Origin of the sequence: Phocaeicola coprocola, assembly GCF_041333015.1 — a bacterium.
In the GTDB taxonomy this organism is placed as follows: Bacteria; Bacteroidota; Bacteroidia; order Bacteroidales; family Bacteroidaceae; genus Phocaeicola; species Phocaeicola coprocola.
Map to the genome: position 1 here is coordinate 1 of NZ_JBGKGM010000001.1, position 16,665 is coordinate 16,665.

The following is a 16,665-nucleotide window of genomic DNA, read 5'->3' on the forward strand; positions in this document are numbered from 1 at the left end:
AAGAAAACCATCGATAACTAAATTATCGGTGGTTTTTCTTTTTTATATATCCCGATGAAAAAACTGCCCAAACACAGAGCTTCCGATATCTCCGATACTGGCATACACCTTCGTGTATTTTCAGCAGACGGCATACAACATACCCCTGTCGACTATGCGCATCAGGATGACTACTATATGTTCGGCTTCGTCGAATCGGGTGAATGTGACATCCATATAGACTTCAACAGCTACAGGCTGACGGCGCATTGTGCCGCTCTGGTATTACCCGGACAGGTACACAGCTTTGTACAGGCTACCGGACTGAATGCGTATATACTGATGATTGACAGCGCATTCATTGAAGAAAATTCCAAAAGATCCTTCGAACAATATACACTTGGCACACAGACGGTAGAACTGTCACCGGAACAGCAGACTGAACTTACATCGCTGTTTACCATCCTGGCCGGCAAACTGGCACAGACCAGCAAACATCCACAGACACTGGCACTGCACCTGTCGCTTGCCATCATCGACATCATCGGAGAAGCTATCACCTCCAAGCAAACGGCTCATAGCCTGCCCCAACGTTATGTGGAGCATACCATCACCTTCAGAAACCTGCTCAAACAGCATGTAGAGCACAGCCACAGTCCCAGTTACTATGCACGCATGATGAATATCTCGCTCATGTATCTCAACGAAGCGGTTAAAGGGACGACGGGGTTCAGTGTCAGCCAGAACATACAATATGAAATTGTGACAAGAGCCAAACGGAGCCTGATATATACCAGTAAAAGCGTAAAGGAAATAGCTCAGGAACTCGGATTTGAAGATTACGCTTACTTTACCCGGCTCTTTTCGAAAACAGCAGGAATATCTCCAACAGACTTCCGCAAAAACCATAAATAGTCCAAGTACTCCCCTATCTTATCCATTGCCTCCGTTTCTTCATCGGGCTAACTTTGCATCCGGAACAACACGAAGTATGTATGCCGGACATACCCCGAACTGTACCGGCTAACCCTAACAAATAATAATCATGAAGAAACAAAGAACATTCTACATCGACCTCGTTCTGGCAGCTATATGTCTGCTCACTCTTATTACCGGTCTGATTATCCATGCGGCAGGTCATGGTATCGTACAGTCAAATGTAAAAATCTGGAGAGTTACACATATCGTATGGGGAGTATTGTTTCTCATCCTGCCCACTGGACACATAAGGGCTCACCGGGGATGGTATAAAAGCTTGCCCGAAAGATTCAGGCAACGCAGCAAGGTTACGGTTTGTCTGTCGGCCGTTTATTTACTGACAAGTGCGACAGGCCTCATCCTGATATTGCATCGGGAAAATGCCGGCACTCATTTAGGAATACTGCATTATCAGGCAGGTATCCTGTTCGGCATACTGGCAATCTGGCATCTGTGCGGACGTATGAAAATACTCCTGACAATGAGAAAAAACATTGAGAAAAGGTCTCAGAAAGGGTAGGAACGGGGATGAACGGTAATTTGAGCAGATATTATTATTCATTGAATAAAGATTTTTGTTTAAATTAATGTAAAAAGCCTTTCTTTGCTTAGTCTGTTCTAAGGGACAGGTATCTTTTGTATAAACAAACTAATAAGCTTATGAAAAAAACATTAATTGCATCTATCTTATCAACATTATTCTTAACTGCATGCGTAGGGAACAAACAAGATAATTCTGCTGTTCTCACAGACTCCGGTCTGAACCCTCAGAACTTCGTTACTGACATAAACGGAAAAAAGACTGGTCTATTTGTTTTGAAGAACAAAAACAACATGGAAGTGTGTGTTACCAACTTCGGCGGACGAATCGTTTCGGTGATGGCTCCAGACCGTAACGGAGTAATGCGCGATGTGGTATTAGGATTCGACTCTATTCAGGATTATATAAAATATCCTTCCGACTACGGAGCAAGTATCGGCCGGTATGCAAACAGAATTGCAAACGGACGTTTTACACTGGACGGTACAGCTTATCAATTGCCACAGAACAATTACGGGCATTGTCTGCACGGTGGTCCTAAGGGATTCCAGTATGTAGTATATGACGCTACCCAGACAGACAGCAGTGAGGTGAAACTGTCTTACTACGCCAAAGATATGGAACAAGGTTTCCCTGGAAACGTGAACTGTACGGTTACCATGCGACTGACAGACGACAATGCCATCGATCTGAAGTACGAAGCGGAAACAGACAAACCGACTATCATCAACATGACCAACCATTCTTATTTCAATCTGGACGGAGATCCAGCCAAAGGAAATGCTGATTATTTATTAATGGTAAATGCCAGCCACTTCACACCGGTAGACAGTACATTCATGACAACTGGTGAAATTCTTCCGGTAGAAGGAACTCCGATGGATTTCCGCCAGCCCGCCGTACTTGGAGAACGTCTGAATGAAGAAACAGAACAACTGAAAAACGGTCACGGTATTGACCACAACTGGGTACTCGATACCAAAGGGAACATCAACGAAGTATGTGCTTCTCTGAAATCGGAACAGAGCGGTATCAAACTGGAAGTTTATACAGACGAACCGGGAATCCAGATTTACACCGGAAACTTCCTGGATGGCACACAAACCGGAAAGAAAAATACCAAATACAACTTCCGCGCTTCTGTATGTCTGGAGACTCAGAAATATCCGGATACGCCCAACAAGCCTGAATGGCCTTCATGCGTATTACGTCCGGGAGAAAAATATACAAGCCATACAATCTTTAAATTTGTTGTAGAATAATAAGCCATCATGAATCTTAGAAAATATATTTCAGTAATAGGTTGCTGTACGGTATTGTCCGCATCTGCCGTAAATGACGGATATACCAATCAGGACGTATGGAGTGCTTATGAGGGCTTCAACAAGACTTTTCTTGACAGTAAAAAATACATTTACAAGACCGATACTTCCTTTCCAGAAGCAGTAGACCGCTGGAAAGGAGCTGCTGCAATCTGGTGCCAGCCGATGTACTGGGACATGTCGATGAACGCTTATCGCCTGGCTTGCAAACAGGGAGATAAAAAGCGTAAAAAGGAATTCAAGGAATTAAGCCGTAAAATATTTGAAGGAAATAAAGCACAATATGCCGGATTCAACTTTCATGACAACAATGAAAATACCGGCTGGTTTATTTACGACGATATCCAGTGGTGGACCATCACACTGGCACGTGCTTACCAGTTGTTCGGCGACGATGAATATCTGAAACTCTCGGAAGCCAGCTTCAGCCGTGTATGGTATGGCTCAGAAAAAGTCGGAGATACCGGTTCATACGACCCGAAGAAAGGCGGGATGTTCTGGCAATGGCAGCCGATACAGCATCCAAAGCCAAACGACAGTGACCGTGACGGAAAAATGGCATGTATCAATTTCCCGACAGTCGTAGCTGCGATGACACTTTACAACAGTGTACCTAAAAACAGAAAGCCATCAGCAGACAAAATTCCTCTGTATCAGACACGCGAACAGTATCTGGCCAAAGCAAAAGAAATTTACGACTGGGGTGTAGAGAATCTGTTCGACAAGCAAACAGGAAGAATAGCCGACAGCAGACACGGACAGCACGAACCGGCCTGGAAAACCCATGTGTACAATCAGGCAACTTTCATCGGTGCTTCTGTACTCTTGTACAAAGCTACCGGAGATAAAAAATACCTGGACAATGCTATTCTGGCAACAGACTATACGGTGAAAGACATGTCGGCAGAACATGGAGTGTTACCATTCGAGAGCGGTATAGAGCAAGGGATTTATACAGCAATTTTCTCACAGTATATTGCAATGCTGGTATATGACTGCGGACAGCAGCAATATGTCCCCTTCCTGAAAAAAACAATCGCTACCGGATGGAGCAACCGTGACAAAACCCGCAACATCTGTGGAGGAGAATACACAAAGAAGTTATCGGGAAATGAAGTTATCGACAGTTATTCCGCATCGGGAATACCGGCACTAATGCTGCTTTTCCCGGCTAATTAATTTCATTTAGTAGAAACAATGAGAACAATCTGGATTTTACTGCTATGCATCTGCTCCGGCATAAAAATGCCGGCACAAGACAATAATACCTCTAATGTCGCATATCAGGACGAACATACTCGCTTTACGATAATCAGTGACGGAACGATTCGTATGGAATGGCAGAAAGACGGGAAGTTTGTCAACTCTCCGTCTTTCGTAGCCGTCGAAAGGAATTATGCACCGGCAGAATTTCAAGTACACGACTCGGATGGGTGGATTGAAATTACAACCAGCAAATTCACTCTGAAATACAAGAAAGACAGCGGAAAGTTTACTGCAAGCAACCTGGCTATTGATTCAAAAAATATCACTCCATCCTTCCACTGGAAACCGGGTGATACCAATGCCGGAAATCTGAAAGGTACATTCCGCACGTTAGACGGATACGACGGCGACATTTTCGTTGGAAACGGGAATGACAATGGTGACCATAAGCCTATGCCGATAGAAGACGGAATATTGTCGACCGACGGATGGACCTTGATAGACGACTCTAAAGGACTGCTGTTCGATGATTCGGAATGGGCATGGGTAACCGAACGCCCTTCCGGTGAGGGACAGGACTGGTACTTTATGGCCTACGGACATAATTACAAGAAGGCTCTCAAAGACTTTACCACTTTTGCCGGAAAAGTACCTTTACCTCCACGATATGCTTTCGGATACTGGTGGTCCAGATACTGGAGTTATTCTGATGACGAACTTCGGGATCTGACTGCCAAATTTGATGCATACGACATACCGCTGGATGTGTTAGTCATCGACATGGACTGGCATTACGTAAACCCGGGAAGAGGCGGATGGACCGGTTATACATGGAACAGATCTCTTTTTCCAAATCCGGCACAATTCCTTCAGTATCTGAAAGGTAAAAAACTGCAGGTTACACTCAACCTGCACCCTGCCGGCGGCATTGAGCCATACGAAGAGAGATACAAAGATATGGCTAACTGGATGGGAATGGATCCCAGCAGCAAGCAGCGGATAGATTATTGCGGTTCAGACAAACGGTTCATGAGCGGATGGCTGAATACCATTCTGCGCCCGATGGAAAAAGAAGGAGTAGATTTCTGGTGGCTGGACTGGCAGCAGGATATGTTCGACAGACATATAAAGACACTGAACAATACATGGTGGCTTAATTATGTACTGTTCAGCGACATGGAGCGCAACCGTACAACCCGTCCGTTGCTGTATCACCGCTGGGGAGGCCTGGGAAATCACCGTTATCAGATAGGTTTCTCCGGTGATTCCTACAGTACATGGAAAACGCTGGAGTTTCTCCCCTACTTCAACTCTACCGCATCTAATGTGCTTTACGGTTATTGGAGTCACGATCTGGGAGGTCACCAGTTTGCCAAAGGCGTATCGGAGCTGGACAAAGAACTATTTGTGCGCTGGATGCAGTTCGGAGCATTCAGTCCGATTATGCGTACACACTCCATGAAAAGCTCGGCTATGAACAAAGAGCCCTGGGTATTCAATCAGGAATATCTCGGTGTACTGCGCAACACGATACGCCAGCGCTATCAGATAGCTCCTTATACTTATACCATGGCACGCAAGACATATGACGAAGGTATCTCACTCTGCCGTCCGATGTATTACGACTATCCGGAAGACAAAGAAGCTTATCAGTTTAAAAACCAGTATATGTTTGGAGATGAAATGATCATAGCCCCCGTTACATCGCCTATGGTCAATGGCTTCGCTACAACAAAGGTGTGGCTGCCTGCCGGAAACGACTGGTACGAATGGCATACCGGTACACTGCTAAAGGGCGGACAGACTGTAGAACGTGTCTTTACCCTCGACGAATATCCTGTGTATGTAAAAGCCGGAGCCATACTTCCTTTCTACGGTGACGTAAAGAATCTGCACGGAAATGACGAGACTGTCAGATTTACATTATTCCCCGGAGGAAACGGTTCTTTCTCGTTCTATGAAGACAACGGTAATGACCAGACTTACCAGAAGCAGTATGCACGTACTCAAGTTTCATCTGTTCGAGACGAAAATACGCTGACCGTAAATATTGGTGAACGCAAAGGTAATTATCAAGGCATGCCTAAAAAGCGCAATTACAGTATCGATATTTTAGGTTCTGCTCCAGCAGTCCGGGTTACCGTCAACGGTAAGGAAGCGGCATACAGCTACGATGGTACTGAATTGAAGCTCAGCATTTCACTGCCCGACAGTAACTGCAAACGTGCATATACGGTTAAGGTAACCTATGACAGCAACCAACCGGAAATAAACGACGGATTGTATGGCAAATTCAAACGAATGAAAAAGAGTTTTGTTGAAATGAGATACCGAAACGCCAGCATCGATTATATCGAGGAACTAGGTGATATGGAAACAACCGGACGAGCCGTAACTTATGATAACAGTTCGTTTGCCGACCGCATCAATGAGTTCCGTAAAAATTACGACAGCCTCCCCGAATTGCTGAAAAAGCAGAGACTAAACGAAAATGATATCCGCTGGTTCCTGCAATCCATTCACTGAAAAAAAAATTAAGACTATACGTTCAAAATCGAGTAGGAGGTAAACATTAATCATAGGTGTTTATCTCCTATTTTCATGTTCACCGACCTCTCACACCACCGTACGTGCCGTTCGGCATACGGCGGTTCCTATTTTGGATACCATTCGAGATACGAGCCCATTAAGGTAGGATATCCTGCTTTTCGCAGGCTATCATTATTTATCGCCACTTTCAATATAGGACTGTCAGCGATACGCCAATAACCTTTGCGAGTGTTACCCCATTCACATGCCTTATATTTTTCTATACCGCATTTAATGAGGTTCCCCACCTTGGTCTTGGGTTTCTTCCAAGCTTTCCATATACACATACGTATTCTACGTCTTAACCACTCATCTGTGTCAAGAAGAAAGCGTTTCATATCGGCAAGGTGATAGTATCCAATCCACCCACGTATGTAATCTTTCAGCTTCTGTTTCCTCTTGACGTATCCCCATCCATTGCTACGATTAGTCAGCTCTTTGAGGCTCAATTTCATCTTTGCTTTGGATTTAGGGTGTACTGTAAGGCGATATTTGCCTTTCATTACATAAAAGGAATAACCGAGATACTTCACTCCTCGAACATACGATACTACAGTCTTTTCCTTGTTGACTTTAAGATATAGAGTTCCCTCTATAAATCGGGTTATGGATTCTTTGACTCTTCTTGCTGCCCTTTTGGACTTACAGAATATCATCGAGTCATCGGCATACCGCACAAAAGGAAGTCCTCTGCGTTCGAGTTCCTTGTCCAGCTCGTTGAGCATAATATTACTTAACAATGGACTTAGTGGTCCTCCTTGGGGAGTTCCTTCCTCGCTCACTTCGAACAGACCTTTGTTCATTACACCGCTTCGGAGATATTTGTGTATCAGACTGACAACTCTGCCGTCTTTAATAGTACGGCTGAGAATTTCTATGAGTTTGCTATGGTTCACGGTATCGAAGAAGCGTTCAAGGTCAAGGTCTACAACGTACGTGTAGCCTGTATTGATTATCTCTTGGGCTCCTCTCACCGCGTCATGACAACCTCTTCTCGGACGGAAGCCATAACTTCTCCTGGAGAATTGTTTCTCATATATAGGACTCAGAACTTGGTTAATGGCTTGTTGCACCAAACGGTCTACCACAGTGGGGATTCCTAATAGACGCATCTTGCCATTGTCCTTGGGGATTTCTACCCTTTTGACGGGGTTCGGACGGTAAGAACCGTCCATCAAGGAACGGATGAGCGCATCTTTGTTGGCTAATAGCCATAAAAACAATTGTTCACATGACATATTGTCGATACCGCCACAGCCCTTGTTTCCAATCACTGCCTTATAGGCTCGGTTTAGGTTCGCAGGACTCAGGATTTGCTCGAAAAGGTGTTCCTTGTCGAATGGTACTTCCACGATGTTGTCTTCACATATCCACATGAAAGTCTGCACTCCCTCATACCATTCGGTTTCCGACCTATCTCTTTGAGGGCAGTCATTAACTTCGGATAATGTTTTCTGCATTCGTTCTTTCATTAGGTATGTTTCAATTACTATCGTTTAATTATTAGGTTCAGTCCTTCGCAAACCTATCGGCTCGTTTGCTACTATGACTTCTGCTGACTTCTCACGGCAAGCTTTACTCCGCTGATTTCGATTTTTTTTTCTATTTTCATGCGTCCGTGAGACCTCCTCGGATAAGGGTATTAACTTTCAATCTTATGTCTGCTTCATCTACATTAACCGTTCCGAATAGCTATAGGGCTTTGGTTTGGGTAGCAACCTTACCCACGGTTTTTATGCCTTATATGAAGTTTCTGTTCGTCAGACCAGATGTTTGCCGCCAGCTTCTTTCAGATTCCACCTCACGATGGACACCCTTGCTATTGGCTGTATGATTCCCGCTATTAGGGCTCATTGGGGACTTGCACCCGTTAGCTAATACTCATGCCGAGCATACTACTCCAAAACAGAATTCTGTGAAAATCAGAATTCTGTTTTTCTAATTATATAAAGATACATATCAATGCAAGCAAGACTCAATCTAATCCGACTATTCATGCGCAAATAAATCTGATTTATTCCCTTCAAACAGATAAATATTATAACTTTGTACCTAAACATGAAAAACCATTATATAAGACTGACGTATGCTATCGAAAAGCCACTTAATTAAATACTTCTTAATACTATTCGCTCTTTTATTCAATCATCAGATAAAAGCCTCTTCGTTATTCGTAATCGACTCTTATACAGTAAAAGACGGATTGTCACACAATACAATATGGTGTGCTCTGCAAGACAGTTACGGTTTTATCTGGCTAGGAACCAATAATGGTTTAAATTGTTTTGACGGACAAAAAAATACAATATACCGAACTTCTTCACAAGAAAAGGCACAATCGCTGGGCAGTAATTTTATCTTTTCCCTATTTGAAGACAAGCAGCGTCAAATATGGATAGGAACCGACTGCGGTATATACATTTACGACAGAAAAAACAGTTTTAAGGCATTTACACAGACAACTAAATTCGGAGTATCGATCAGCAGTGAAGTAAGAAAGATAGTCCAGTTTTCTGATGATCAAATCGCAATAGCCACTTTAGGGCAGGGAGTATTTTTCTATAACCTGAAGACCAAGGTTCTGGAACAAAACAACCAGTGTCAATCATTTATATGGGATATGTATGTGGATGCCAAAAACGAAAAGTTGTATGTTTCGTCTTTGCAAGAGGGGATATTATGTTTTAACAAGAATCAAGAACTGCTTCACTCATATCCCCTGCATACAAAAGCAGAAAAGACAAACACAACTTCATTGAAAGCTAATTCTATATTAGCGGCAAATAACCGGCTATGGATAGGTACTGACAGCAAATATTTATTCGAGATTGATCCTTCGTCAGGCCAGACAACATATCACAGACTAGAATCCAGCAAATTTCAGATTATACAATGTCTGATCAGTTTCAATCCGGAAACATTCCTGATCGGTACAGACAACGGTGTTTTTCTATACAACTATAAGACACAGGTATTATCGGAGTTAACAGAAACCTACAACATCAACAATGCCGTTGTAAATCAGAATATTAATTCTTTCATGAAAGATAAGGAAGGTGGAATATGGGCTTTAACCAATCAGGCCGGAGCAGTTCATATCATACCCAAAAATAAGATATTCAACCAGCATATTATACCTAATAATCCAATCGTAAACACGTTTTACGAGGATAATCTTCACCGTATTATCTGGATAGGTACCCAAAAAGGACTCTTCAAATACAATATAGACAGTAAAGAAATTCAGGAATATAACCTGGCAGAAAAAGAAAAACAAATCTTCGATATACGAACTCTTTGCCTGAACGGAAACGAACTCTGGATCGGAACGTTCTCGAACGGTCTGAAAGTGCTTAACCTGAGCGACGGAAAAATAAAAAGTTATCACCACTCGTATAATACCCCCAATACAGTATGTAGTGACAACATCCAAAAAATATATAAGTGCAACAACGGAACCATTTATATAGGAACCAACTGGGGACTGTGTTATTATAATTCGGAAGAAGATAACTTCAGAGTAGAAACATCGGTCGGAGCCATGATTTCCATTACAGACATTTACGAAGACTCGCACAACAATCTCTGGATAGCAACTGCCAACAACGGAATATTTTACAATAACAGAAAAGACAATTACTGGAAACACTATGAACATAAACAAGGAGTAAACACATCTCTAAGCAGTAACTCCATCGTAACTTTATTTGAAGACTCCAAACAGAAGATATGGCTGGGAACCAATGGAAACGGTCTTTGCCAATTTAATCCGCAAACAGAAACATTCACTACTTTCAACAGCAACAATAAACAGTTGTCTACACTTGTAGTATACTCTATAGAGCAGGATTTTTCAGGTTATCTATGGGTTACCAGTAACATCGGTCTGACCCAAATAAATCCTCAAAAAGAAGAAGAGTACCAGCACTTCACTACATCTGACGGACTACAGGAAAACCTGTTCTGCGAACGTGCTTCTTACAAGACATCAGAAGGAATTCTGTTATTTGGAGGAGTCAACGGATTCAGTTCATTCAAGCCGTCGCTGGTTCAGAAGAATACGTTCATACCTCCTGTATATATTACCGATTTTGTGCTGACACACACAGATACAACTTTGGATATACGGAAATTACTGAACATTGAGCAACCCATTTATTTAACCCAAGAGATAAAAATACCTTTCCATTACAATAGCTTTACAGTCTATTTCTCATCTTTAAGCTATCAGAATCCTAAAAAGAATCATTTTTCATTCAAACTGGAAGGATTCGATACAGAATGGTACAATAATGTAGAGGGTAATTTTGCGTCTTACAACAACCTTCCGCCAGGAAAATACTGCTTACTGGTAAAAGGCTCGAACAACGACCAGCAATGGAATGAGGAGACAGCCCGGTTATGGATTATCATCACTCCTCCCTGGTACCGTTCTATCTGGGCATATATTGTCTATACACTATGCATAATCGGCAGTATAGTCTATACATTACATAAAAGAGAACAACATTTAAAAAGAAAATATCGGAAAAGAGTAGAAGAATATCAGATTGAAAAAGACAGAGAAGTATACAAAAGTAAAGTAAACTTCTTCATAAACCTGATTCACGAAATCAGAACACCTCTTACATTAATTAAACTTCCTCTGGAAAGCATCATGCATGTGAACATAGACAGAAAAATGGAGGAACGGTACTTAAATGTTATCAACAAGAATGTGGATTACCTGCTAGGAATAACCAATGAACTGCTTGATTTTCAGAAAATAGAATCAGGAGAAATCAAACTTCACCTTCAGCAGCATGATATATGCCACTTGATTAATGATATTTATCAACAGTTTATCGGATCTACCGATTTAAGAAATATCAGCCTGTCAATCCATATACCTGAGAATTTTCAGCTTGAAGCACTGATAGACGGTGAAAAGATCAACAGAATACTGGTCAACCTATTAAGTAATGCAATGAAATATGCCAATAAGGCAATTTCAATAGGTATCGAAAAGAATGACACAGATTTTTCTATCTGGGTAGAAGATGACGGTCCTGGCATATCAGACAACGAGAAAGAAAAAATATTCCAGACCTTTTACCAGATAGCTGACGAAAAATCTGTTCAGGGAAGCGGTATCGGACTTGCTTATTCACTTGCACTGGCCGAAACCCATCACGGAACACTCTGCGTAAAAGACAGTCATCTGGGCGGGGCAGCATTCGTTCTGACTCTTCCTATCTACAGCAAAAATGAACAAAAAGAAGAAGTAGGCATCATACCAGACTCACAATATACAGCCGCAAACGATAACAGCAATGATTCGCCTGATGCTCCTCAATATAGTGTACTGCTGGTGGAAGACAACACTGATCTTTTGGAAATGGAGTACTCCGGTCTGGAAAAATATTACCATGTACTGAAAGCTAAAAATGGTATTGAGGCTTTACAAGTCATCGAAGACAATGATATAGATATTGTAGTCAGCGATGTCATGATGCCACTCATGAACGGTCTCGAACTGTGTGCCAAAATCAAGAACAATATCGAATACTCACACATACCTGTCATCTTGCTAACAGCGAAGGTTTTGCCAGAAGCAAAGGTTGAAGGCTTTTCGTATGGTGCAGACGCCTATGTAGAAAAACCGTTTACGATTTTGCAACTACATATGCAAATACGCAATTTGCTGAAACTGCGCACAACATTCCAGCAACATATGACTTCGTTCCTTCCTGATGCCAAACCAGAAGAAAAGGAAGAAGAGGAAACAGGTATTCAGTTAACTCCTCAAGATCAGGAGTTCATCAAAAAGATGCAAGAAATTATAGAGCAGCAACTGGCAGATGAAGGTTTCTCAATCGACACACTTGCCTCAGAAATGAACATGAGCCGTTCTAATTTCTACCGGAAGCTAAAAGCTCTTTCTGGAATGCCACCTAACGACTATTTAAAAAACTGCCGTCTCAATAAAGCTGCACAGTTACTAAAAGAAGGCTACAGAGTTACAGAAGTATTCGAACGTACAGGATTCGGATCGTCTTCTTACTTTGCCAAATGCTTTAAAGCCAAATTTGGAGTACTTCCCAAAGACTATATCTCCAATTAAAATAATTGCTGTCTGATAAAAATCTTTTGCTTTTACGCAGTTTTTATCAGACAGCAATAAAATTTCCAATTAGCCAGAACAAGCGAAAGGCTGATTCTTTACTCTCTTGAACTGTAAATGGAAGTTTTTTATTTTACTTCTTCAATTTGTACACTCAAAATACCAACTGCTGCATGAGGCAAAGGTACAATTCTCAGACGCAGCCCTTCAGTGGTGATATCTTTACCCGGATGAACCATATTGTATTGGTCTTTCAGCATCCGATATTCATCTGTCACATAAATTGGAAAAGTTTTCCATTCTCCATTCTGTTTATACTCCAATGACCATGATTTCGGAACCTGTACACCTCCACCATCATCATACCAGTATACAGAAAAACTTTGCAGTGCAATCGGACGCTTCAGGATAAATTCAACAATTTGCTCCTCACCTTTTTGCGGCCAACTTGTCCAACGTGGAATAGAGGTGTCAAAAGAATTGGCTGGATACCCATTGGTCAACATTGCATATACATCATCCCTATCAAATGTATGTGTAGCTTTTATATCCGAAATATACTCAGAAATTTTAGGTATAGATGCATTTGCCAAAGAATCATTTTCTGACAACCATACAATCATAGCGTCATCGCCTCGATTATCCCAAGCATAATAAGGAAGTAAAGTAAGAGAATGTACATCCTTGTCTTGAACAGAGTGCGCAGGCACTGTTATAAAATCTATATATTTCAATGCACCTGCTCCCTTAGTAATACTTATATCCTCAGATGGATTCACAACATAACTTGCCGGCATGGCAACATTATCTACAGACTCTGCACAATATACTAACGGGCCACGAGTAATACATACACGATCTATATCCGCTTCTACCTGAGAAATAGCCTTATTGTAACGGACTAGCATAGGAAGCTGTAGTTCTACCAGATCTCCACTTTTCCAGGCACGTTCTATGGTAACAAATCCTTTATGCGGTTTCACAGATACCTCTTTCCCGTTCAATAAAACTTTCCACTCAGCCGGTTTATCATTTAAATAATGATATAACTTTCCAGGAACAAATTGTTTGCCTGCCCACGTTGGAATCCGGAAATGCATGGCAAACTTTTGCTTTGACTGCTCTGGTTTTATTTCAAAACGTACAGATTCATCAAAAGGATAGTTTGTTGTCTGTTTAATCGTTACTTTCCCATCAGACAAAGGAACTACTGTAGAAGTACCGGCATAAAAAGTACAATAAATATCATTATCGGTATGAGCATACATCATTCCCGGTATCTGAGGTATCAACCGGGCGATATTGGAAGGACAACAAGCCGTACCAAACCAAGGAGAGCGTCCTTTCAGGCCTTGATTAAATGCATTACGTGCATCAGCTTCCAACGGATTTACATAAAAGAACTTATTCCCATCCAAATTCACCCCAGCTAACACATTGTTATATAATGCTACCTCAGCCACATCGACATACCTGGCGTCTTTTTTTGTCAAGAACATCCGATAGTTAAACATTACATTTCCTACGGCGGCACAAGTTTCATTATAAGCATCTTTATTAGGTAGTACATACTCTGGACCAAAGCCTTCAATACCATGAATAGCTCCCAATCCCCCTGTAATATGCATCCGCATATCTACAATATTATTCCAAATGCTATCAAGAGCAGGCTGCAAGCTCTTATCACCTGTTTGTGCCAATACATCAGCCATACCAGCATAAAGATAAGTGGCACGAACAGCATGTCCAACCGCTTTAGTCTGCTCACGAACAGGCAAATGCTGCTGTGCATAACTAGGTGCCATTACACCTTCTCCTTCGGGCTGGTAAGTGACACCACGAATATCAATAAACTTTTGAGCCATCTTCAGATAAAGTGAATCTCCTGTTGTACGATATAGCTTAACCAATGCAAGTTCTATTTCCTGATGACCAGGAGCCTGATTTACAGGATTACCATTATTATGTTTAGGATCTCCTTCAAAAAAGACATGGTTTATATGACGTGCATTTTTTTCAGCAATTTTCAGCCATTTATCTTTACCCGTTGCCAGATAATAAGCAACTGCCCCTTCGTACATATGTCCCATATTGTATAATTCATGGCTATGGACTACCCATGAGTACGGCTTATCTCCCATTCCAGCTCCTCCCCAATGTTCATGTGAAGCCGAAACTCCAGTTGTATGAGCCTCATATAAATATCCATCCTCTTCTTGTGCATTTCCGATGAGATCTATAATGCTATCCATCGTATGCTCTAATGCTAAATCTTTTTCCAAAGTCAACAGATATGCAGCTCCCTCCATCACTTTATAAAGGTCTGAAGCTACAAAACGATGCGGGAATGGAAGCTCATCTTTCACTCCATTTAAATAATTTCCGGTTTTACGCAAATTGTCCATGGCAGGGCGTACTTTTTCCAAAGCAAAGGGAGCAAGTACTTCTTTTTAAATCTGTAAACGTGGCAACCAAAAATTATCTTCGAGAATTACTTCATTAAAAGAAACGGGCTGAAGCACATCACTACTTTTCGTCTTCTTTATCGAAACATACGATATAAAAGGAAGTAAAATAAATAATGTACAAATTACAGTGTTTGTCTTCATATTAAATATAAGTAGTTCTTTAAATATACGTATATACTTTAATTGTCCTAACGGTTTTCTATAATTGAAGTTTTACCTTATCTGTAACAGATATGTTTCTATGTTTTAAGGCAGTAACGTCAGTAGACCAACTATTGCTACTAACATTACTGCCCAACAAATGATAAACAACCTAAGATAAAACTTACAATCTTATCTCATGACAAATCATTATCCAATGGTTTTATCCTATAACCCATTTACTTCCAGGAATAAGCGATATGATCTTCGTTGCAATAAGGCTCGAAATGAATGTACAGACAGCAATACAAGGAATAGCCATAACAGTAGGCAATGCCAAATTGTGCTTAAACAAGGCAGCCCACAATCCTAACCAGAATATATGCATCAGGTACATACCATAACTCAACTTTGACATTTCAGTTACCCACCGTGGAGCAGAAGGAGCCTTAATGGTGCTGAATATCAGGAATGTTCCGGCAGTAAGAAGTACACAGTTTATGGTGCAGAAAGCCCATCCGATTTCGATTACAGGAGTTGAGAGTATTTCACCTGGAACGGCCTGACAATAAAAAGAATAAATGGTCCACAATGCACCTATTACCATCAGGAGTCCACCGCCCCAAAGACGTTTAGAGCGACTCCAGGTAAGATGTACACGTATATAATGTGCCAGCACAAGATAACCTAAATAACCTGAGAAATACCATAACATATGGTACTCATTCCAGAAACACTGTCCCCATACTTCACCCGCTACACGATTCAGATAAGGCATACATGTCGACACCAGAAAAAGCACAATAAAGAAACGTTCCTCTTTCGCACTAGCTTTACTGATCCACGGTGAAACGATCGGGATAAACAAATAAAGGCTTATCAAAGGATACATAAACCAGAGATGTCCTGCCAAAGTCGGAAAATTCAGCCATATACGTGACAAATCTTTCACCGAGGTAGCTGAGTCAATTTGTCCCCATAACATCGGCAACGTGCTATATAAAACCATAAAGATCAAGAACGGAGGCAATATGCGCATAAAGCGATGACGATAAAACTGCCACATGTTCTGTCCTTCCTTCATCGGAACAAGAAGAAAAGCAGACACAATCATAAAAAGTGGAACCGACATACGTGAAAATCCGTCGTATACAGATACCCACAACCTGTCTGTCTCTGATGCAAGGTATGACTGTGGACCTACCATATCAGTAGATCCGGCAGCACCATAAAAATTCTCGCTAGCATGCACAACCATTACCAGAAAGCATGCGAAAATACGTACATAATCTAAAAAAACAATACGTTTCATTCTTTATAAAAAATCTATTGAGTTAT

Annotated in this window: 9 protein-coding genes; 6 read left to right on the plus strand and 3 right to left on the minus strand. The window is 41.5% G+C overall.

Annotated elements, in window-relative coordinates:
- The first annotated feature begins 54 nt into the window (after positions 1-54).
- The 5 genes from ACDG22_RS00005 to ACDG22_RS00025 all read left to right on the plus strand — a co-directional run bounded on the left by ACDG22_RS00005 (position 55) and on the right by ACDG22_RS00025 (position 6,552).
- Positions 55-894 carry a helix-turn-helix transcriptional regulator gene (locus ACDG22_RS00005; protein WP_270212501.1) on the plus strand — a complete coding sequence of 280 codons (840 nt, stop codon included), beginning with the start codon at positions 55-57 and terminating at the stop codon, positions 892-894.
- Positions 895-1,024: 130 nt separating this feature from the next.
- On the plus strand, positions 1,025-1,477 hold the full coding sequence (locus ACDG22_RS00010; protein ID WP_022124937.1) for a hypothetical protein: 453 nt from the start codon (positions 1,025-1,027) through the stop codon (positions 1,475-1,477).
- Between the two features lie 140 nt (positions 1,478-1,617).
- Positions 1,618-2,760: an aldose epimerase family protein gene (locus ACDG22_RS00015; protein ID WP_022124936.1), complete on the plus strand. Its 1,143-nt coding sequence runs from the start codon at positions 1,618-1,620 to the stop codon at positions 2,758-2,760.
- 9 nt (positions 2,761-2,769) lie between these two features.
- Positions 2,770-3,999 carry a glycoside hydrolase family 76 protein gene (locus tag ACDG22_RS00020; protein ID WP_022124935.1) on the plus strand — a complete coding sequence of 410 codons (1,230 nt, stop codon included), beginning with the start codon at positions 2,770-2,772 and terminating at the stop codon, positions 3,997-3,999.
- 18 nt (positions 4,000-4,017) lie between these two features.
- Complete coding sequence (locus ACDG22_RS00025) at positions 4,018-6,552, plus strand: glycoside hydrolase family 31 protein (RefSeq protein ID WP_370858741.1); 2,535 nt, start codon at positions 4,018-4,020, stop codon at positions 6,550-6,552.
- 128 nt (positions 6,553-6,680) lie between these two features.
- On the opposite strand, the gene ltrA is transcribed toward ACDG22_RS00025, so the two are convergent.
- Positions 6,681-8,087, minus strand: coding sequence for a group II intron reverse transcriptase/maturase (ltrA, locus tag ACDG22_RS00030; protein WP_270212933.1), 1,407 nt, complete (start codon positions 8,085-8,087; stop codon positions 6,681-6,683).
- Positions 8,088-8,701: 614 nt separating this feature from the next.
- On the opposite strand from ltrA, the gene ACDG22_RS00035 reads away from it, so the two are divergent.
- Complete coding sequence (locus ACDG22_RS00035) at positions 8,702-12,718, plus strand: hybrid sensor histidine kinase/response regulator transcription factor (RefSeq protein WP_270669204.1); 4,017 nt, start codon at positions 8,702-8,704, stop codon at positions 12,716-12,718.
- Between the two features lie 128 nt (positions 12,719-12,846).
- Here the strand turns inward: ACDG22_RS00035 and ACDG22_RS00040 are convergent, their stop codons facing one another.
- Entirely contained in the window at positions 12,847-15,123 is a 2,277-nt protein-coding gene (locus ACDG22_RS00040; protein WP_022124761.1) for a glycoside hydrolase family 127 protein, read from the minus strand.
- Between the two features lie 427 nt (positions 15,124-15,550).
- Positions 15,551-16,639 carry an acyltransferase gene (locus ACDG22_RS00045; RefSeq protein ID WP_007570899.1) on the minus strand — a complete coding sequence of 363 codons (1,089 nt, stop codon included), beginning with the start codon at positions 16,637-16,639 and terminating at the stop codon, positions 15,551-15,553.
- Positions 16,640-16,665: the final 26 nt, after the last annotated feature.